At 56.8% G+C, this 20812-nt stretch carries 18 protein-coding genes and 1 pseudogene; 12 read left to right on the plus strand and 7 right to left on the minus strand.

The genetic code is table 11. The features are described 5' to 3' along the window. From KQH55_RS08440 to KQH55_RS08455, 4 genes are all read left to right on the plus strand, one after another. The coding region (locus KQH55_RS08440; RefSeq protein WP_373566368.1) for a transposase at positions 1–172 on the plus strand (172 nt) is incomplete at its 5' end. A 206-nt stretch (positions 173–378) separates the two neighbouring features. After that, entirely contained in the window at positions 379–753 is a 375-nt protein-coding gene (locus KQH55_RS08445) for a hypothetical protein (RefSeq protein ID WP_139337273.1), read from the plus strand. Between the two features lie 1185 nt (positions 754–1938). Beyond that, positions 1939–4488 carry a bifunctional lysylphosphatidylglycerol flippase/synthetase MprF gene (gene mprF / locus KQH55_RS08450; RefSeq protein WP_235090634.1) on the plus strand — a complete coding sequence of 850 codons (2550 nt, stop codon included), beginning with the start codon at positions 1939–1941 and terminating at the stop codon, positions 4486–4488. Next, a complete protein-coding gene (locus KQH55_RS08455; RefSeq protein ID WP_235090592.1) occupies positions 4485–5765 on the plus strand; it encodes an AcvB/VirJ family lysyl-phosphatidylglycerol hydrolase in 1281 nt (426 codons plus the stop codon). The genes mprF and KQH55_RS08455 overlap by 4 nt, the downstream gene beginning before the upstream one ends. A 109-nt stretch (positions 5766–5874) precedes the next feature. On the opposite strand, the gene KQH55_RS08460 is transcribed toward KQH55_RS08455, so the two are convergent. After that, positions 5875–7008 carry a porin gene (locus KQH55_RS08460; protein ID WP_076794069.1) on the minus strand — a complete coding sequence of 378 codons (1134 nt, stop codon included), beginning with the start codon at positions 7006–7008 and terminating at the stop codon, positions 5875–5877. A gap of 107 nt (positions 7009–7115) precedes the next feature. Here KQH55_RS08460 and KQH55_RS16890 point away from each other — a divergent pair, with 107 nt between their 5' ends. Both KQH55_RS16890 and KQH55_RS08470 read left to right on the plus strand, forming a co-directional pair. After that, positions 7116–7403: a class II D-tagatose-bisphosphate aldolase non-catalytic subunit gene (locus KQH55_RS16890; RefSeq protein ID WP_373566377.1), complete on the plus strand. Its 288-nt coding sequence runs from the start codon at positions 7116–7118 to the stop codon at positions 7401–7403. 226 nt (positions 7404–7629) lie between these two features. Then, positions 7630–7779 carry a hypothetical protein gene (locus KQH55_RS08470; protein ID WP_370643213.1) on the plus strand — a complete coding sequence of 50 codons (150 nt, stop codon included), beginning with the start codon at positions 7630–7632 and terminating at the stop codon, positions 7777–7779. A gap of 23 nt (positions 7780–7802) precedes the next feature. Here the strand turns inward: KQH55_RS08470 and ahpF are convergent, their stop codons facing one another. Beyond that, positions 7803–9401, minus strand: coding sequence for an alkyl hydroperoxide reductase subunit F (gene ahpF, locus KQH55_RS08475; RefSeq protein WP_076794065.1), 1599 nt, complete (start codon positions 9399–9401; stop codon positions 7803–7805). A gap of 116 nt (positions 9402–9517) precedes the next feature. Next, on the minus strand, positions 9518–10081 hold the full coding sequence (gene ahpC / locus KQH55_RS08480) for an alkyl hydroperoxide reductase subunit C (protein WP_041754923.1): 564 nt from the start codon (positions 10079–10081) through the stop codon (positions 9518–9520). Positions 10082–10926: 845 nt separating this feature from the next. Here ahpC and KQH55_RS08485 point away from each other — a divergent pair. Genes KQH55_RS08485 through KQH55_RS08505 form a run of 5 tightly spaced genes read left to right on the plus strand, consistent with a single transcriptional unit; the run spans position 10927 to position 15182 of the window. Continuing rightward, entirely contained in the window at positions 10927–11691 is a 765-nt protein-coding gene (locus KQH55_RS08485) for an ABC transporter permease subunit (RefSeq protein WP_235090594.1), read from the plus strand. After that, positions 11688–12737, plus strand: a complete 1050-nt coding sequence (locus tag KQH55_RS08490) for an ABC transporter ATP-binding protein (RefSeq protein ID WP_076788543.1) — start codon at positions 11688–11690, stop codon at positions 12735–12737. Before KQH55_RS08485 ends, KQH55_RS08490 begins: the two co-directional genes overlap by 4 nt. Next, the gene (locus KQH55_RS08495) at positions 12734–13837 is read left to right on the plus strand and encodes an ABC transporter substrate-binding protein (protein WP_076788542.1); all 1104 of its coding nucleotides are present in this window, start codon (positions 12734–12736) and stop codon (positions 13835–13837) included. Before KQH55_RS08490 ends, KQH55_RS08495 begins: the two co-directional genes overlap by 4 nt. A 3-nt stretch (positions 13838–13840) precedes the next feature. Further along, positions 13841–14659, plus strand: a complete 819-nt coding sequence (locus KQH55_RS08500; RefSeq protein ID WP_076788540.1) for an ABC transporter permease — start codon at positions 13841–13843, stop codon at positions 14657–14659. Beyond that, a complete protein-coding gene (locus tag KQH55_RS08505) occupies positions 14613–15182 on the plus strand; it encodes a TIGR00725 family protein (protein ID WP_076794063.1) in 570 nt (189 codons plus the stop codon). Before KQH55_RS08500 ends, KQH55_RS08505 begins: the two co-directional genes overlap by 47 nt. A gap of 53 nt (positions 15183–15235) precedes the next feature. Here KQH55_RS08505 and KQH55_RS08510 read toward each other — a convergent pair whose 3' ends face one another. The 4 genes and pseudogenes from KQH55_RS08510 to KQH55_RS08525 all read right to left on the minus strand — a co-directional run bounded on the left by KQH55_RS08510 (position 15236) and on the right by KQH55_RS08525 (position 19501). Next, positions 15236–16153, minus strand: coding sequence for a LysR substrate-binding domain-containing protein (locus KQH55_RS08510; RefSeq protein ID WP_076794061.1), 918 nt, complete (start codon positions 16151–16153; stop codon positions 15236–15238). A 115-nt stretch (positions 16154–16268) separates the two neighbouring features. Continuing rightward, positions 16269–17124: pseudogene (locus tag KQH55_RS08515) on the minus strand (integrase core domain-containing protein); the annotation flags it as partial. A gap of 838 nt (positions 17125–17962) precedes the next feature. Next, the gene (locus tag KQH55_RS08520) at positions 17963–18772 is read right to left on the minus strand and encodes a cupin domain-containing protein (protein WP_235090635.1); all 810 of its coding nucleotides are present in this window, start codon (positions 18770–18772) and stop codon (positions 17963–17965) included. Positions 18773–18820: 48 nt separating this feature from the next. Continuing rightward, the gene (locus KQH55_RS08525; RefSeq protein ID WP_076788529.1) at positions 18821–19501 is read right to left on the minus strand and encodes a TetR/AcrR family transcriptional regulator C-terminal domain-containing protein; all 681 of its coding nucleotides are present in this window, start codon (positions 19499–19501) and stop codon (positions 18821–18823) included. A gap of 61 nt (positions 19502–19562) precedes the next feature. On the opposite strand from KQH55_RS08525, the gene tet reads away from it, so the two are divergent. Further along, a complete protein-coding gene (gene tet, locus KQH55_RS08530; RefSeq protein ID WP_139337272.1) occupies positions 19563–20786 on the plus strand; it encodes a Tet(A)/Tet(B)/Tet(C) family tetracycline efflux MFS transporter in 1224 nt (407 codons plus the stop codon). Positions 20787–20812 lie beyond the last annotated feature (26 nt).

Raw genomic sequence — 20812 nt, forward strand, 5'->3', positions numbered from 1 at the left:
AAAGCACGAGCGGCTTGGACGGCATCGCTGGGTAGTCGAGCGCACGCACGCCTGGTTTGCCGGTTTTGGTAAGCTGCGCATCCGCTTTGAGCGGCGTCTGGACATTCATATCGCCTTGCTCCGCTTGGCCGCTGCCATTATCTGTTCACGCTTCGTGGACGACTTGTGTTAGCGACTCTTAGTCAGACTGCAACCAAGTTGACTATGCCGGAGAACGAACTTATTACACCGGAAAGCAAATCCATTAAGTCGTTTACTTAAGTTCCGCCACATCCTACCCTCAACGACAATCGGGGCGGAGCTGGGACAAAAAAGTCGCCTCAAACTGGTACGGTCGCGGTAAATAGCACGACCATTACCCCGCCCAAACGAAAATAATTGCTTGCTCATTTTCAAGCCTACTCGTCGCGCGACGCGGCGCAACTTCGTGGCTCCGGTCCGTCTGATACGGAACTGCAGCAAGCCAACGCGGCCATACCGTCACGTCCATCGAAGTCAGCAAAAAGACCGCCCATCCCAACTTTCCGTCCTACCAAAGGCAACATTTCATCGAAGCAAACCACTCAGGCAGCACCGCCCCGTCCACGGAAATCAAATAAAAGACCCTCGCAAATAATCCTACTCGCCACCGATAAAATGAAGATAGCGTCTTTGCGCGAAGAGACCTTGATCATCGAAGGGCTGAAAACGGCGAAAGAAACGGGGCGTTGGTTACATGTCGATCCTGAAATCACACTTCATCAACAGGCCTAAGCAAATCGGATAAAGGTTCCGTGATGGAGTGACCAGGGAAAATGCCCCCATATGGGCCCTTCCGTAACTGGCGAAAACGGAAGTGCTGCGCACAGCGGTAATCACCGGGAGACGTGCCGGCCCGCATGGCTCGCCGCCATGCGCTAACGATGTAGCCTCTCGACACACCGCGCTTCGCTTCGATCGCCAATACATCGGATATGACGGAAAAGCAACGGACGCAACCCTTACTCTATTCGACATTCACCACTCATTGATGGTCATTGGTATGGAACGTCTCCGTTTTCCTCCTTCCTCCTTTTTTCGCCGCACAAATAATGAGTCAGCTACTCCCAAAAACGAGCGGTCATCGTCGTCAGCGACACGCCGCTCCGCATCGGGATTTTTATCGGGTCTTAACAACCTTTTCAAAAAAAAGGGAGGTGGCATATTTGATGGGCCCGCATATCTAGATGACGATGCCATTAGAAAGATCAATACTAAAAAGGGATTGCCTGAAAATGGCTCGATAAGATCACTTCGACCAGAAGATCGCGATTATTTTTCTAAATTGGCCGAAAGAGAAGCCTCCGCCGCAAAACAATCCCCGCAGCAGTCACCTGTCACCCCACCGCCGCCCTACTCGTCATCGGCGTCTAATAAGGAGTTACCATGGGCGTCGAGCAACCGGGCCGGCACGAGGCAGGGAAACTCGAACAGAGATAGCGCGGAAACAAAACTAATCCGGAATGTCCTACGCAACCGCCCTAAAGTAAACATCAGTGATCTGCCGCCAACACCACCGATTCCGCGAGAGTACGGGAATTGAGCAGCGCGATCGGCGACGTTCCAGCACAAGCATGGGACGGTGCTACAGCCAACAACTAAAGCACAAGGGGGAAACGCAGCTTAGGGCTTCCCCCATGTCTTCGCAGACATACCTGCCGCGAGCAATAGGGAGCAGCGGGCTGACCATTTGAAGTTCTGCAGTCGCCCGTCCCTCCGTTAGTGCACCATTACCGCACGCCCAATTTCTAAACCCTGTCAACGCAAGTGCCGATATAGACGTTTTGATGGCGTCTTTCCGCAACCTGAGCATCGCCGTCGTGAAGCAAAGCTGCGGTTTCTTGAAGTCGCGCACTACTCATGCGTCCCCAAATCAAACTGACTCTTTCGACCGCACGCGCCGAGACCCACCGCTGGGCCATGCTGCGACACGCGCAACGCCTGGTTACCCCAGCAATTGCATTGGGCGGCTGCGCGCTGCTGCTCGTACTGTTACAACATTTGTCTCACGCGGTCCATTACCGCTCGGTGATCCATCAACTGCGCCAATTAAGCGCCGCGGAATGGGCCGGCGCGCTCGCCGCCACGGTCCTGAGCTACATCGGACTCGTCGGGCGAGACATGGCCGGACTGCACCACATCGGCGCACGGGTACCGCGCGCATTGTTACTACTCGGTGCGACGGTCGGCTCGGCCATCGGCAACGCAACGGGCTTCGGCGCGTTGACCGGCGGGGCCGTACGTTGCAGGATCTACGGCGCGGCGGGCGTGACGCCGGCACAAGTCGGGCGCCTGACCGTCTTCACGGGCATCGGTCTGGCCGCGGCGCTGGTGCTAATAAGCGCCGCCGGCATGCTGATCGCCGCCGGCCAGCTCGAGTCAGCGCTGCACCTGCCGGCATTGATGCTGCGCTGCGCGGGTGTGCTCGCGCTCACGGCAATCGCGGCACTAATGATGGCATGCCGCAGCCAACCACGCACGATTGGCGGCGGCACGCGGCGCTGGCTCGCGCTGACGATTCCGTCGCGGCGCAATTTGATCGCCCAGCTGGGCTGGGCGGTTGTTGACGTCGCCGGCGCCGCGCTGGCGCTGTGGGTCCTGTTGCCGGATGCGTCGATTGGCTCCGCCACGTTCATGACGGTCTATGCGGCGGCGTTGCTGCTCGGGATGGTCGGCCACACCCCTGGCGGCGTCGGCGTATTCGAAGGCGTGGTGCTAATCGCCTTCGGTCGAGACCTGCCGATGCCGCAACTGGTGGCCGCGTTGCTCGCCTACCGGGCCATTTACTTCGGGCTGCCGCTGCTCGTTTGCGGTGGCGCGCTGGTTATGTTCGAAGGACGCACGCTCAAGCGCGTAGTGATGACTTCTCCCGCACTGCACGCCGCACGCAGCCTCGCACAGCTCGCGCCGCTACTGCTGAGCACCATCACGTTCGCAGTCGGCTGCATGCTGATTGTCTCCGGCGCAACACCAGCGTTCATGCACCGGATTGCGGTGCTAAGCACGCTCGTGCCACTGTGGGTCCTTGAAAGCTCGCAGTTGCTCGCCAGCGTACTCGGCGTGCTGCTGCTATTTGTCGCCCGCGGACTGCTGCGCCGGCTCGATGCCGCATGGTGGCTAGCCTTGCTGCTGACCAGCGTCAACCTCGGGCTATCGTTGACCAAGGGGCTGGCGTTCATTGAAGCCGGCGTGCTCGGGATCCTGGTGCTGCTGTTAATCGCAACGCGGCACCACTTCAACCGCCGCTCGTCGCTATTCGCGGAGCGCTTCACGCCCAGTTGGCTGGTGTCAGTCGGCATCGTAATCGTGATTGCGACATGGATCATGCTGTACGCGTTCCGCGACGTGCCGTACACCCACGAGCTATGGCGGCAATTCGCGTTCGACGGCCGGGCCCCGCGCGCGTTACGCGCTACGTTGGCTGCCGCACTATGCGCGGCAGCGCTGGCCTTCTGGCAGTTGCTACGACCGGCGGCCGGCCGCTTCGTGAAACCGGCTGAACAGGATCTGGCCGACGCGGCGCGTATCGTGCGTGCGCAAGAACGCAGCGACGCAGGACTCGCGATGATGGGCGACAAGAGCTTCCTGTTCTCCGCATCGCGCCAGGCCTTCCTGATGTATGCCAAGCGTGGACGCACGTGGGTGGCGCTGCACGACCCAGTCGGCCCGCGCGACGAATGGCCCGAGCTGATCCGCCGTTTCGTCGCGCTCGCGCACACGCACGGCGGCCGCGCCGCGTTCTACCAGGTGCGCGCCGACGCACTACCGTTCTACCTCGATACCGGCTTGCACCTGATGAAACTAGGCGAGGAGGCGAACATCCCGCTAGCCGACTTCGATCTAAAGGGGTCTCACCGCGCCCATCTTCGCTACGCCCTCAAGCGCGGCGAACGCGACGGGCTGGCTGTCGAAGTAGTTGAACCGGCGCGCATGCCGGAATGCCTGCCGACGCTCAAGTCAATCTCCGACGCATGGCTGCAAAGCCGCGTGGCGCGAGAAAAGAGCTTTTCGGTGGCCGCATTCAACCCGTCGTATCTGGCCGCGCAATCGGTCATGTTGCTGCGCCAGCACGGCCGTGCGGTCGCGTTCGTCACATTCATGACCACGGACGTGCACACCGAGGCGACCGTTGGCGTGATGCGCCACCTGCCGGATGCCTCCGGGTACGCGATGGAATATCTGTTCACTAAGCTGACCCTGCATTTAAAGGAGGCGGGACTGCGCACGTTGAGTCTGGGCATCGCGCCACTGTCGGGCGTGCAACCGACGCCATTTCCGTCGCTGTGGCAGCGCGTCGCGCGACTGGCGTGGCACCTTGGCGGACGCTTCTACAATTTCCGCGGCCTGCGTGGGTTCAAGAGCAAGTTTCAGCCGCGCTGGGAACCACGTTACCTGGCGGTGTCCGGCTCGCTCGGCCTATTCGTGACACTGGCCGACATCTCGCTGCTGGCAGGAGGCTGGCGCTCGTGAAAATTCGTTCCTTGATCATCGCCGCGGCTCACGCGATCGCAGCATGCACGCTCGCGCTGCCCGCCGCGCACGCCGCCGCCACCAGCACGCTACCCGGCGGGCGCTATGGTGAAGTCACGCTGACCCGTCCGGACGGTCCCTTGCGCGGCTTCGTCGTGCTGTTCTCCGACGCAAACGGCTGGAGCGGATCGGATCACGACACCGCGCAGGCGTTGGCGCGCGAGGGCGTGCTGGTTGTCGGCGTCGATACCCGTCGCTATGCGGCGAATTTGGCCGCCAAACCGCAAAGCTGCCAACATCTGGTCGGTGACGCCGAAGCGTTGAGCCACCAGCTGGAACGACAGTGGAATTCGTCCCGTTATTTCGCGCCGATCGTCGCGGGAACCGGACAAGGCGCGACGCTGGCCAAGCAAGTTCTCGCCCAAGCTCCGGCGAATACGGTGGCCGGCGCACTATCGCTCGATCCAGCGCCTACGCTCGACGCGCGGTTCCAGCCGTGCCCGCCCGACCCGACGGTGAGCCGCGGCGCCGGGCTGCCAGGCTTTTTCGTGACCGGTACAGCCGCGGGCAAAAGCCCGGCGGAACGGCTGCGCGCATGGGCGGCGCCGTACCTGCGCGCGCCGTCCACCAGCGACGAGGACGTGTCCGATCTGCCACTGGTCGAATTGCGAGCGCCTAAGCCTTCCAACATGCTGGCGATCGTGATGTCCGGCGACGGCGGATGGCGCGACCTGGACAAGACCATCGCGGAAAATCTGCAAAAAGACGGCGTATCGGTGATCGGCTGGGATAGTCTGCGCTATTTCTGGAGCCGCAAGACACCGGAGCAGACCACACACGACCTTGCACGCGTGCTGCGCGTCTACGGCGCCCGTTGGCAGGCACGCGACATCGCGCTAATCGGCTATTCGTTTGGCGCTGACGTCATGCCGTTCCTGTATAACCGCTTGCCGCAGCCGTTGCGCGAGCGCGTGTCGTACGTGTCGTTGCTTGGCTTCGCGCCGGCCGCCGACTTTCAGATCCGCGTCACGGGCTGGCTCGGCATGCCGGCCAGCGCAGACGCACTGCCCGCCAAGCCCGAGGTCGCGAAGTTGCCCGCATCGATCGTCCAATGCGTGTATGGCGAGCACGAAACCGACACGCTATGTCCAGCGTTGGCCGGCACCGGCGTCGACGTGGTGCAAATGCCCGGCGATCACCACTTCGGACGCGACTACGATACGTTGACGCAACGGATCCTGGCCGGCTGGAAGAAGCAAATCGCGCTTCGCCACTAGTTTGCCGGTTGCGCCGTCCGCAGCGCTCGATTACGCCGTCGGTGGCGCTCAGTTGTGCCGCCCCTGTTCGCACATGCTCGTGCGTCGGCGGTAACGCACGCCTGGCTGATCAAAACCGGTGACGAATCCCCGCAATGGTGAGCAGTTGAGAATTGGCTCCGGCCTCCACGTTGTACGAGCCGATCACGGTTTGCGCGGGCCCCAGGCCGTTCTGACCGCAAGCATGTTGATAGCCGAGCATCGCATACACATCAGTGCGCTTGCTCAGCAGATAATCGACGCCAACGTTGACCTGCTGGTACACGGCCGACGAGGCGCCGCTGGAGCGGGTATAGTTGTATCCCACCAGCGCCTGCAGCGATGTCAATCCCTGCCAAAGTGCGAATACCGAGCCGTTGCCATACTTTTGCGCGTTGGAGAACCCAGACGAGGTGTCCGGATTGTATTGTGAAAAACTGAAAGCGGCACCCACTGTCACGAGGCCGAACACGTATTGCCCGCCTGCCCTGAAAATGCCGACCGAACGCGCGCAGGCATATGCCGAATTGACCGAAGTGTTGAACAGTGAATCGGGCGAGGACACGCCCCGCATCGAGCGCGCCGCATTGCCATTATCGATATGCAGGAAGCCAGTGCCCAAGCTCAGCGGCCCACCCGCATACACCAGTGCACCGGAATAAGCCTGACCGGACCCAGGTGCACCGGCAATTGCGCCAAACGCGTACATGGCTTCAACGGTCACCCCGCTCCAATTCGGACTCGTCCACTTCACCGCGTGGTTGAACGTGGCACTGCCGCCGCCGCTATCGACATCACCCGGCGCCACGAACACCCCGCTGTACGAACCGGCAGTCAGCGGTTGCAGCAAGTCCGCCACCGGATCGCTTTGCCGGCCAAACGTCACCGCACACCAACGCTCGTGCGACAGACCCACGAACGCCTTGGACCCGAACATCTGGCCCCTGCTGATCGACTGCCCGTGGCCGATGTCGAAGCTGTTCTCGACCGAGAAGTGGGCCGCGAGGCCGCCAACAAGCTCTTCGTTACCCTGCAATCCCCATTCGTTCGATGACAGCGTTCCTGGTGACATCTTCCATTGCGAGTGCTGTCCCGCACTGTGAAGAATGTACGCAATGCCCGTGTCCACCGTGCCATGCAGTGCCACGGAACGCTGCGCTTGGGCCGTCGTGGCTAATATCGTGCAGATAGTGGTGCTCGTGGTCAATATAGCTTTATTCAGCATCTAATCAATAAGTCTTACCTAATTTACTTCCTTGTGCACCGTTAGCTGGACACCCCAGCCTTGCCGACGGCGCGCGACACGGCGTCGAATTCGATCAACCCAAGGTCATCAGTGGCTATCCGCGCAACGCTCATGCGCCAATCTTCTTCATCAAGGGCCGGCCCGGACTTGTGCACACGGCCCGCTTTACCGACTACCGGGCACAGGTCCACCTTGCGGAACATGTCCGCGATCCATTTGCTATATTGAAGATCGGGTCTGGCGTAACACGCATGCGCGCTACGTCAGCAGGGCACGTAGAGCAACTCGCTGCGCGAAAGCTGACGAATCGGCGGGCGATGTCCGTCATTCCCACAACGTGGGCATCCCGATTTCGCCGATGTACAGTGAAGTAGGCCTTTACAGCTACCAGGGCGCAGCCTCGCGCGGACGCGAGCGCTAAGCAGCCCGGCAGCAATCCTTGGCGCGCGACGATTGAAAAGCAAAGCACTAAGACGCGTTTGTCATCGCGTGGCCTGATGACTTTCGATAGCTAGCGACCCGTGACGATACACCGACAACCTCCAAGCGTCACGGCTAAATGGCGCATCGCCGCAACTGTACGGCTGTTTCGAGACGGGCTTGCTCGCTGCACACGTGTTTACCGGCGAACGGCTCGTCAGCGGTATCCCGTGGATCGTGCTGGTTCCCGCCAACATGCTCGGCGTAAGTGTGAGTCTCGGCTATCTAACTTCAGATACGCGCCACCGGCTCGCCTATTCCGAGCCGTGAATCGGCTGGGCCGCAAGGATAGACTAAACGGCCGCCTCGATCGGCTGCTGCAGTGCCGCATCGGTCGGCGCAGAGGTGCGAATCAGGTGCTCGAACGCGCCCAGCGCCGCCTTCGCGCCTTCGCCCACGGCAACCACAATCTGCTTGTACGGAACCGTCGTTACATCGCCAGCCGCGAATACACCTGGCACCGACGTCTGACCCTTGGCATCGATTTCAATCTCACCGCGCGGCGACAGCGCGACGCCGCTGCCCTTGAGCCATTCGGTGTTCGGCACCAAGCCGATTTGCACGAACACGCCCTCGAGCGCCAGATGGTGACGCTCGCCCGACGAACGGTCCACGTAAGTCAAGCCATCAACCTTATTGCCATCGCCGGTGACCTCGGTCGTCTGCGCGTGCGTGTGCACCGTCACATTACCCAGGCTGCGCAGCTTGCGCTGCAGCACCTCATCGGCACGCAGCTGGCCATCGAACTCCAGCAACGTCACATGCTTGACAACGCCCGCTAGATCGATCGCGGCCTCAACACCAGAATTGCCGCCGCCGATCACCGCCACGCGCTTGCCCTTGAACAGCGGACCATCGCAATGCGGGCAGTACGCAACGCCACGATTGCGATATTCGCGCTCGCCAGGCACGTCGATCTCGCGCCAGCGCGCACCTGTGGCAAGCACCACGCTGCGCGCGCGCAGCCGTGCACCACTGGCCAACTGCACCGTGATCACGTCGCCCGGCTGCAACGATTCGGCGCGTTGCAAATCGATCACGTCGACGTCATAGCCCTTCACATGCTGCTCGAGCGCCGCCGCAAATTTCGGTCCATCCGTTTCCTGAACCGAAACAAAATTCTCGATTGCCAGTGTGTCCAATACTTGCCCACCAAAACGCTCGGCCACCACACCGGTGCGGATGCCCTTGCGCGCGGCATAGATCGCCGCGGCAGCGCCAGCCGGCCCGCCGCCGACGATCAGCATGTCGAACACTTCCTTCGCGTTGAGCTTGTCGGCCATGTGCGCGGCGCCGCTGCTGTCCAGCTTCGCCAACAATGCCTCGACACCCATGCGGCCTTGGCCGAACACTTCGCCGTTCAAATACAGGGTCGGCACCGCCATGACCTGTCGCGACTGCACTTCGTCCTGAAACAGCGCGCCATCGATTGCCACATGGTGAATCTTGGGATTGATCACCGACATCGCGTTCAATGCCTGGACGACTTCAGGGCAATTCTGGCAAGACAGCGAGACATAGGTCTCGAACGTGTAGTCGCCATCCAAACTCCGGATTCGCTCGATCACATCCGGCTCGAGCTTGACCGGGTGGCCACCGACTTGCAGCAACGCCAACACTAGCGATGTGAATTCGTGACCCATCGGAATGCCGGCGAAGCGCACAGCGATATCCGTGCCAGCGCGCCGGATCGCGAATGATGGCACGCGCTCCATGTCATGACCCGTGTGCTCGGTCACCACGATGCGCGTGGACAGCGATGCGATGTCCTGCAGCAGTGCGCACAGTTCACCCGATTTAGCACTGTCATCCACGAACGCGTCGATCTCGATCGCTTCAGTAACGTTGTCCAGGTAACTTTTTAATTGGGCCTTGAGATTGGCGTCGAGCATCGCGAGGATTCCAACGGAGGGAACGAAGAAGGGGCGCGCCGAGTAGGCGGCACGTCGCGGCGCAGTGCCGCGACGCCGCATTCATGCGCCGTCCGGCGTAGGACGGCGCATGAACGTCAGATCTTACCGACCAGGTCCAACGACGGCTTCAGCGTCTCGGCGCCCGGGGTCCACTTGGCCGGGCACACTTCGCCGGGGTGCGATGCGACGTACTGCGCAGCCTGCACTTTGCGCAGCAATTCCTTTGCGTCACGGCCGATGCCGTTGTCATGAATCTCATACAGCTTGATCTGACCTTCCGGGTCGATCACGAACGTGCCGCGCAGCGCCAGGCCTTCGTCCTCGATCAGCACCTCGAAGTTGCGAGCCAGGGTGGCCGTCGGATCGCCCACCAACGGATACTTGATCTTGGCAATCGTTTCCGACGTGTCGTGCCAGGCCTTGTGCGTAAAATGCGTATCTGTCGACACGCCATAAATCTCAGCACCGAGCTTTTGGAATTCGGCGTAGTGGTCTGCCAAATCACCCAACTCGGTCGGGCACACGAACGTAAAGTCAGCCGGATAGAACACGACGACCGACCACTTGCCCTTCAGGTTCTCTTCCGTGATTGTCACGAAATTGCCATTGTGGTAGGCAGTTGCCTTGAACGGTTTGACTTGCGTGTTGATAAGAGACATTGCGCTTTTCCTTCTTGAGTTGAAGACGACCACCCCGAAGCTTACGACAAATGGTGCGATGCGGTGAAGTTGTTTAGCTGTATCGGACCGATTGGCTACATCTATCGCCGAATATTTTTCGCATTATGAAACGCAGTGCAGGGCACGTTCGCGGCATGGATGATGGCGACTTGCTCTACCTGCGACCAACCACCTCGATAGGGAGCCCGCACTCAGTGGTGGCACGCCAGTGTCCCGCCTGTCACCGTCGAACACGAACCGTCGCACTCCGTCGTCAAGTAATTCAGCCTGTACAACGGGAAACGGTCCCGCTCCAATCTGGCCGAGCAGACGCCGGACAAGGCATACTTCGCGATGCTGCCTACAATTAATCGACGATGTGACTAACCCAATGTTCCACTTAAAAATCTCATAACATTATCCAAACAATTGAAGCCACTTATCCACATCGCAGGACTCACGCATCAGCCTACCAGAGCGAGCAGTTTAACGACTTCGCACAATGGCGGATGTTCAACGGCAAGGTGATTACATGATGAGTCTTTGGCGCCGTCTCTCCATTCGACTCAAAGGAAAATTTTACATTAAAATCAAAAACTTAATTTCGAATATGGCGGATTTCAATGTAATTTAGGCTAATTGACACAACCTATCGCTCCGCCAAAGTTTGAGGCAAACTGTCGGTCGCAAATGATCAACGATGTTACTGTGACGGCCTCAACTTAAACCAATTCAGGATGTGCTGTTTCCTATATGGAGCGGAAGCGGCGGCTCGCTTTTATCAGCATTACCAGGATTGCATAGTAGCAAAGCGTATTGGGTAATTGCTTGAAGTGGAGAGAATAGTGATTCGAGGCATTGCTGCTGTCTACGCAATTTACCTATTACTGCCCATCCTGCTGTTGAGCATTGGTAGTGTGGGTGAGCTATGGATGAACTCGCTACTTCCTAGCGGGATAACAGTTAAATGGTACGCTGATATTTGGTTGGATTCGTCTTTTCGTAGTGCGTTTACGACGAGCCTCGTGGTGGCGCTGAGCGCGTGCGCGATCAATACGATTTTAGCCCTCCCACTTGCTTACTCCTTATACCATAAAGCCGGACGGGGTGGGAGCGCCGCAGCTAAAATTGTGAGTATGATGCCCATAGTCGTACCGACCATCACGTTGGGTTTTGGCTATATCATTGTGTTTAACACAGATGTTTTCCCTTGGCTCGGAACCTTGCCATTGCTGATCGTAGTACACGCTGTTCATACGTTGCCCTACCTTACTAATACTTTGTTATCCGACCTTCGGCATTCCGATTTGGCGACGCTAGAACGCGCAGCCGCGACGTTGGGAGCTACGGAACTACAGCAGTTTTTTGGGATTGCCATACCTAATCTACGAAAAAGCCTGTTAAGCGGTCTTATGATGGTTGCTGCTATTTCGGTGGGTGAATTTGGTTTATCCAATTTACTTGCCAGCTTTCAGAATCGCACTTATCCGGTTGTCTTGTGGCAAGCTTTTTATGGTACAACTGGGTTTGCTTGTGCGGCCACCGTTATTCTTCTTGTGTTAGCCAGTACAGCGGCATTTGTTTCTTCTACCGTTATCAAAAAATCATGAGCCTGGTTCTGGATAGAGTGAGTTATCAATACCCAGGGACCGGACATGGGTTAACTGATATTTCGTTTGAGGTCGAGACCGGTGAAATGGTAGCCGTGATTGGAGCAAGCGGTTCTGGTAAGTCAACGCTTCTGAAGGTTATTTCTGGCCTAATTAGCGAAGCATCAGGGTCGATCACCCTAGACGGCGAAAATTTAGCAGGAAAACCTGTGCATAAGCGCAATATCGGAATGGTATTCCAAAATTATGCGCTTTTCCCGCATCTCAATGTAATCGAGAATGTAGCATACGGACTCGCTTTAAAAAAGATCCCGCTGAAAAACCGACTAGCTAAAGCAGCCGAATTATTAGAAACAGTGGGTTTAGAAAACTTTGCCACCAGGCCAGTTTACAATCTATCAGGCGGACAACAGCAGCGAGTCGCGCTGGCTCGAGCTTTGGCAATCGATCCCAAAGCGTTATTGCTCGATGAGCCATTGGCTGCACTCGATGTAGGTATTCGAGGATATTTGCGCGATCAGATCCGGTCAATTCAGAAGAAATTTAATGCAACAACTATATTGGTCACACATGATCAAGAAGAGGCGTTGACGCTATCCGATTATGTCGCCGTGCTCAAAGACGGTAAGCTCCTACAATTTGGCTCGCCAAAAAATATTTACTGTTATCCAAATAGCCGAGCGGTAGCCGAGTTTGTGGGATTATCGACATTACTCCCCGCAAAAATTTCAGCACATAATCAGGTGGATTTAGGATTTGCTCAAATCGCTGCCAATACTGATGGGCGACGTTTGGGAGAGAAGGTACTTATTCTGATCCGTCCCGAGCATGTGGTAAAGGATCCTCCAGAAGGAACACTGAACTATTTGGTAGGTTGTACAGTTAACCAGCGCTACTTGGGCTCAGTGGTTCGGTACGACTTTCAAGTAAACGGCGCTTCCAAACCGATCGTAGGCGAAGCAATCGAGGTGCCGGTAAGCGGCATTTCTATTCCACCGCAGTGTGTTCAACTACTTGACGACGACCCTTCACAGGAGGTCTTATGAAACGCAGACGCTTTGTTCAATCGGCAGCGCTAGTGTCATTTGCAGGGTTTGGAACTACTGCTTCCACTGTTGCTTCTACTTCTGATATCGTTTGGGAAAAAGTGCAGCTTTATCCTGGTGAGCTTGCGCTTTACGAGGCTGCCAAAAAAGAAAGCGAGGTCGTTTCGTGGGATACGGGGCCAACATGGGCCAATTGGAAGGCACTATTCGATGCGTTCAACAAGCGCTATCCGGGAATCAAACTGCACTATAATGATTTGGGTTCTGCTGCGACTGTGACTGCGCTGAATAAAAGCCGGCGTCGGCCTCAAGCAGACACAGCTTATTATTTTGCAGCATCCGCGGTGGATGCTGTAAAACAGGGTGTGGTGGCACCTTTTAAGCCGATCCACTTCGATACGCTGCCCGAGGTGTTTCGAGATCCAGAGGGCAAGTGGTTTACCATCCATACGCTGAACGTGGCATTCATTGTAAACAAAAAACTTGTGCGCAATACGCCCACTTCTTGGGCTGATTTGCTCAAGCCAGAGTACAAGAATAGCATCGTCTACCTCGATCCGCGCTCTGCGGGTGTGGGGCAGGTTGTCGTCTTCGCTACGGCCTACGCCAATGGAGGTTCCGTAGACGACGTTAAGCCCGGCATCGATTATTTGGGGAAACTGCATGCTGCGGGCAATGTCATTCGAACTGAAGGAACAACGCCTTATTCGAAGTTCATGAAGGGCGAAATACCGATCTGGATCGGTTACGAAAATGATGGACTTAAAGCTAAATACGCAGAAAAAGGCATGACCGATGTTGTTGATGTCGTGATTCCTAAAGAAGCTAGTGTTGCGGCACCTTATGGCATTAGCCTAGTGAAGAATGGGCCGCACCCGAATGCGGGAAAATTGTGGCTTAACTTCATCATGAGCGAAATCGGACAGCAACTGTTTGCCAAGGGCTTTGTCCGACCCTCGGTGAAGAGTATTTCACTGCCTCCCGATATTCAGCAAAAGATGCCAGACGCACCACAAACACGGCCTCTTGATGTGATTAAGGCATCTGCTCGCAAGAGCGAAGTCGATCGTTTATGGGCGAAGGCCGTTTTGAAAAATTAATTCATGAAGCGATTTGGCCTACTTCCAGCCTGGGCCTTTCTCGGCTTGTTTTTCGTTCTGCCGCTCCTTGCTCTCGTCCCCGAGACCGTTAGGAGCGGTGGCGAAGCATTCGGTCAAGTGATTGCCGATCATTTATTCCTAAGCGCATTTAGGAATACGGTGATGCTCGGCCTGTTCTCCGGCTGCCTCTCGGCTATCGTAGGTACTGCGATTGCTATCGAACTGACGAGGCAGCCGGAATCCCGCCGCCACTGGCTAATGATGTTACTAGGGATCCCACTTGCTTTTTCAGGTCTGGTTATTGCTTATGGTTTTATTTTAGCTTACGGTAGGGCGGGCTTCGTGACACAGCTTATAGTGATGCTTGGTGGCGACCCTGCTCAGGGCGGGCGATGGCTTTACTCAGCTGTCGGGCTTGCTTTAGCTTACGCGTATTATTTGATTCCCCGCGTGGCATTATCACTTTATCCGGTCTTCGCCAACTTGGATGAACGCCCGTGGCTAGCAGCTCGTACACTCGGCGCCTCGCGTACACGCGCATTTTTCGATACGGTCATACCTGAAGTTGCACCATCGATCATTGCGAACGCTTGCCTAGCTGCGGCTTTAGCCATGGGCACTTATGGTACCGCACTTGCTTTAGTGGGAACGCAACTCAATATTCTTCCGTTGTTCTTGTTTTCCAAAATCAATGATAGTAACGCCGATTTGGCTGCAGCATCAGCCGTTTCGCTAATACTATTGAGTCTTTGTGTTTTTGTCTTGGGAGTGGGTAATGTTTTCACAAGCCGGCGTGAATACGCTGCTACCCAAAAAAGTTAACAAGCAACTTCGCCGGTTAATCGAAATTCAAGCGGGGCCACATCGCAATCCTCAACCGGTAGGAATAATTGGACCAAGTATTTGTGATGAGGCATGCCGCTCAGCGGCATACAAAGTGGCAAGCGTCTTGGCAAGTGCCGGCGTGCCTATCATTTGCGGAGGACGGGGCGGTGTAATGGAAGCTGCATGCCATGGCGCATATGACATGGGAGGAATAGCCATTGGCATTCTCCCAGAAGAAGACCGGTGTAGCGCTAACAAATACGTTACATTGGCGCTTCCTACAGGGATTGGTGAAATACGCAATGTGCTGGTCGTGCGCGGTAGCGTATGCGTGGTTGCCATTGGAGGTGGAATGGGAACACTTTCTGAGATGGCATTGGGCGTAAAGTGGAGCAAGGCCGTTTTTACGTTATACGAAGAATTTAGGCTACCCGGTGCTCGGGCAGCTGAAAATACCGATCAGCTTCTCGAATGGGTAATCGAATATCTAGTTCGTGAGTCCGATGCGGGCCCTCAATAATAGCCTCGATCTTTGCATTTTCGTTGACTGGCGGCAACGCCGACTCTATTGGATTATGCCGCCGGAACCTTGTTACATAACTGTTCTGCTTTGTTGAGCGTAAGCATCCAAGAGTGGAACGCGGAAAATATCGGTCGATTCATTCGGTTTGGGTTGAAACACAGGTAATGCCCTAGATCAAACTCTATAGCTGGCCCTAATTGCATCACGATGCCTTGCGCAAGTTCTTCTTCTACAAGAATCTGCGGCACGAGGCCTACCCCTAGACCGTTTACAACTGCCTGGATTATGGCGGAATATTGTGTGAAACGCGGGCCTGAAAGAGTACTTGTTTCGTCTATGTTCCACTGCGCTGCCCATTTCCGCCAGACAAAAGGCGCTTCCTCATGGTGTAGTAAAGTCTGCTTTAATACGTCACTCTGTTTAATGGGGTAACCTAATTGTTGCTCCAGTTTGGCAGCGTAGATACAGATAAACTCTTTGCCTGCAATGTAATCGGAGATGACAGATGACCAATTACCTGGGCCAAAACGGATAGCCGCATCAATATCAGCTGGCTGCGAGTCATTCAGCCTGAGATGCTGACCAAAACTGAAGGTGACGCCAGGGTGAAGCTTGCGGAAGCTGGGTAACCGCGGAATAAGCCACTTTGTTAAAAAGGTGGGTACGCTAGCTAGGGTCAGCACACCCGCGCTAGACTCGTCTAGTCTAGCTTCAAAGGTTGCGGATTCAATCACGCGCAGACTTGGGGATATTTTTCTCCAATATTCCCGCCCTACAGCGGTCAGTGTGACTCCGCGTCCCGCTTTTTGAAGCAAAGGGCGCCCCACGAAGGATTCTAGGCTGGCAATTTGTTTACTGACGCCGCTGACCGTAACGCACAGTACGTTAGCTGCACGCGTGAAACTTTCATGCTTGGCGACTGCATCAAACGCAAGCAACTCCTGGATGGTTGGGCATGCTCTCTTCATTGGCCTAATTATTTCCTGTCACTCACGGTCATATATTCAATGGTCGCAGGTGATTTAGTCAACTTTTAGCTAAAAGATCATACAAAAAGAGCCACAAGGGACCACTAATTCTCCTGGGCGAGAGGTAGTTTAGTGGGCTGCGTGGCCATTCCTCGCTATAGTCCTGACGCCATGCCGCGGTGATTGCGCAGGCATGGGTCAGCGTCGTAGATCCGTGCTCGTTGAGACATTCGACGCGGAACTTACCGTTAGGCAATTTGATGTAGGCATTTTGCGTCGGCTTGCCTGGCTCAATCAATTTCAACGTCACGTCATTGGCGTACGGCCCATTGGCCGAGCGCCGACTCGTCAATTCCGGTCCCTGCTCCGTTCGCAGCACTTCGGAATCGCCCCGAACACGCGCTGCTCGGTCAACGCTCAAGAGACTTACAAGCCCGAGATGCCGGAGTTCACGACGATATCGACAGCATTCTTGTGGAAATCGTGGACGATGGTTACACTTCAGACGCCGCTCCTTCGACAATGCGTCCACCACGAAACCAATTGACCCAGCCTCGCGGCTCGCTCGGCAAAGCCCGTCGCTCGCGTTCAATCATGACACCGTGGTGCCGGCAACGGCACCGCACAGCCAGCCCCGCTTCACGATAAAAACGATCCACACGCTTGTAGTTCGCGTGGATACCGTCGCGCTTCATCAACGCGTGTAATCGCCGATAGTCGAACCGCCGACGTTCATGCGCCAATTCCACCAGACTCGCCATCAGCATTTCGTTCTCGTAGCCAGGACTCGCTTTGTCAAGCAACACGCTGCGAGAAAGTCCGGCAAGCCGGCAGGCGCAGCGCTCCGAGATGTTGATCTTCTCCGAATCGCTGCCACTGCTCCGCGTTTGGCTTGTGGGCTCAGGGCTTTACCTCAACGATAACCTTCAGCGCTTCCATGCGAGCATCGCTTCGGCCAACAGCTTCTTCAACCACCCGATGAAAGCCTCCAACGTTTAAATTTTCTCACTCACGCCACTGACGGTAATGCATAAGAAGCTTGCTGATCGAGTAAAGCCTCATGCTTAGCGGCAGCATCGAGCGCCAATAGTTCCTGCATCGTGAAACATGCTCTTTTGAGCAGGGACAGTTTTCTGTTGTTCAACAATCGGCATCCAAATATTCAATGGTCGAGATGCCTTTTGTCAATTACATTTTCATCTCGACCACAACATTTTTGCGCTGAAACAGACGGCGTGCCGACGGACAGCATCTGCTGGTGTTGCGAGCGGGCCACCGATCTCCCTGATGAAGGTCGGCAAGCACATCGAACTCTTTATCATATTCACTTTTTAGCGATACTTGGGATTAAGCATGCTAAACAGTTTGAAAAGAACGGCCCAAGCATTTCTCGTCCAGATTCTTTACGGATTTAGCGTCTCAACCCACGCTTACCAATATAATTCGTCGGAATACGTGGACCTTCGTGACGGTAGGGTTCTCCAGTACATTAACAATGAGCTAACGGTTCTAAAAGACAACGGCAGTCAGCGAATGGTACTGCAGATACCAGTAATGTTACGCAAAAAATTGTTAACCGCGTCGAGCTTCACGTTCCCCACAATGCATTCAAAGATCATTGACGGAGCAGAATATGTCCTCACGGTGATCAACCATCGTTCCCACCGGCGTCCGAACCACTATTGTTCTTCAGGAGATGAAGGTGTCCTTTATGTGTTGCGGGTAAAAGATGACACTGCAGAACCCGTCTTTTCCTTAATTGTAGAAAGCTGCATGAAAGACATCCATCTGGAAAGGGGTGCCGCACGGTCATCGCGCCATATCGGAATCGATTGGGGAATCAACCCCATTGGAATAAAAATCGATTGGTCGTACCATGGTGATTGGATACCTGTAACGCGGTACTTTTTCTATCGCAACGGAGAATTCGTTCAAACGCCGTCTCATCGCACTACTAACATCATCAGCCAAGCCACTTGACCGAACGCCAGGCAGGACAACGCCAACGCCCGGGCGGCACACTCGCGCAACTGCACTTAATAATAGTAAAGGGCCTTCGCTGATGCAAGACGCTCCCGACGAAAAAACTTCGGCGCATGGCTGGGTGGCCCGGCTCAAACGCGGGTCGCGCAACGCCTGCACCCAACCCGTCGCGTCGCCACAACCGCATTCGACCCAGCCCCGGATGATGAAGGTCGCAACGACGTCGGCCAGCCGGGACAGTATCCCCGCGAATCCTGCCCGCTCCCCGCAAGACTCCCGTTCCATCGCATCGAGCATCGGCCCAATCTCCGGACAGCGCTCGAGCAATGTGCCCACGAGCATGACTTTGGGCATCGACGCGACCAGCGGCTGCATGCCACCAAGGTCAAACTCCATGCAGGCGCTGAAGATCAACGCATCATCCGGCGTGTCGCCGGCGTCATCACGGCCTTGCGCTCGCGCCGCCACCTGCATCGCACAACGCGGCACCGCGTCCACCAACGCAACAGTCTTGCACAGCATGGCCGCCTCGAACGCCGTGATGGATCGACTGGTCACGTCCGGCCCAAACAACAGTTCGTGTGCGCCACCTTGCGGCAGCAATAACGCATCGCCCGCTTGCAGCACATACGACATGGCACTGGATTTCGGCAATTGATGCTCGATGGTTGTCCGTGGGCGCAATCAACGCCGATCCGATGTATCCGACGGCCAGTCCGCCCGATCACGCAACGCTGCCTGCGCGCCAGCCATGAAGAGCCGCACGCTGCGCTCGAACAGTCGATCCGGATGCTCATCGGACAATGTCGCCCAGCCGCGCGCAAGGAGCGGGTAGGCAACAGGATCCGGGCCCGCATCGCCGTGCGCCGTCGAGGCGTCGGATCGCGCTACCGCCTGCTCTTCCAGTACCCAGCCTACGATGAAGCGGCCCAGCGAGAACATCAATATGAACGCCATGTCCGGCGACAATCCTGCGTCGCACAGGAACCGCATCTTGACCTCGATCGCATCAAAATGGGCGCCGCGTGGCTGGCTGCCAGCATGCAACCGTGCGCCGTCGCGGTACGCGAGCAATGCAGACCGGAAGCTGCGCGCATTGTCAAGCAGCCAAGCCTGCCACGGTTGACCGGGCTTGGGTGTCGAGTCGCGATGGCGCTCCAGCATGATCGTCTCCGCCATCGCCGCCAATAATTCAGCCTTGCTGCGAAAGTGCCAATACAGCGTCGGCGATTGCACGCCAAGCCGCTCGGCCAGCCTTCGCGTCGAAAGTGCGTCGATGCCGACGTCGTTAAGCAAGGACAACGCGGCACGCAGTACAGCCTGGCGGGTCAATCGCGCGGTGGAAGACAGGACGTTCTTTGGCATCTCTATCACTAATAAAGTATTTTTGCGATAATCGTCACTCTATCACTGATAGAGTGACATAGTGGCCAAACCTCTTTTCGTCATCCTAGCGACCGTGATGCTCGACGCTGCCGGCATCGGTTTGATCATGCCGATCCTGCCCGCATTGCTGCGTTCGCTGGGCAGCACACAGACGGACAGCAGCACCCATTACGGCATACTGCTCGCGTTGTATGCGCTGATGCAGTTCGTCTTTGCGCCGATACTGGGTGCGCTGTCTGACCGCTTTGGTCGTCGGCCGATATTGTTGCTTTCATTGGCTGGCGCAGCGGCGGATTATGTTGTGATGGCGTGGGCACCCAGTTTGCCGTGGCTATACGTGGGCCGGGCCCTGTCAGGCATCACCGGCGCGACAGCGGCCGTCGCGACTGCCTACATCACCGACATTACCCCAGAACCGCGTCGCGCACAGCGCTTCGGCCAACTGAGCGCGATGATGGGCGTCGGCCTAATCGGCGGACCGCTGCTCGGCGGCCTGCTGGGTACGATGCACCTGCGTGCGCCGTTCGTCGCGGCAGCCGTAATGAACGGCCTGAACCTGCTGCTCGCATTGCTCGTCTTGCCGGAATCACGCCACATCCGCGGCACAACGACGGGGTGGAAAATGAATTTGAAGCTAAACTGGGGAGGAAGCCTGAGTCGGCTTGGAGCTGGCACACAATTGCCGCCGCTGATCGGTATCTATGCCACGATCATGGTCGCGTCGCAGGTGCCCGCCACGCTCTGGATCCTGTATGGCCAGGACCAGTTCGGCTGGGGAGCCGCCGTAGCCGGGTTGTCGCTGGCAGGATACGGCGCATGCCATGCGTTGTCACAGGCATTCGTAATTGGACCACTGGTCGGACGGATCGGAGAATGGCGTTCACTGCTTCTAGGCGTGGCGGCCGACGCGGCGGGACTCGCGCTGCTGGCGGTAGCCTCCAGCGCATGGGTGCCATTCGCCCTGCTCCCGCTGTTCGCGGCAGGCGGGATGACGATGCCGGCGCTGCAAGCCATGATCGCGCGCCAGGTCAGCGATGAGGCTCAAGGCGAATTGCAGGGTGCCCTTGCCAGCCTGTCCAGCCTGATCGGCGTAGGCGGGCCCGTTGCGGTCACCGCGGTGTATGCGTGGAGCGTGACATGGTTCCCGGGACTGGTGTGGGCATTGGGTGCGGCAAGCTATCTACTGGTAGTGCCGTTGTTACTCAGCGCACGGATGCGCGGTCCGGCCGTCGCCGCAACGCAGGTTTCGCGTCGCGCCCCCTGAGACAACCTTAGCGATGCCTACCCCTT

Source organism: Mycetohabitans sp. B3, from assembly GCF_021498065.1.
Lineage (GTDB): Bacteria > Pseudomonadota > Gammaproteobacteria > Burkholderiales > Burkholderiaceae > Mycetohabitans.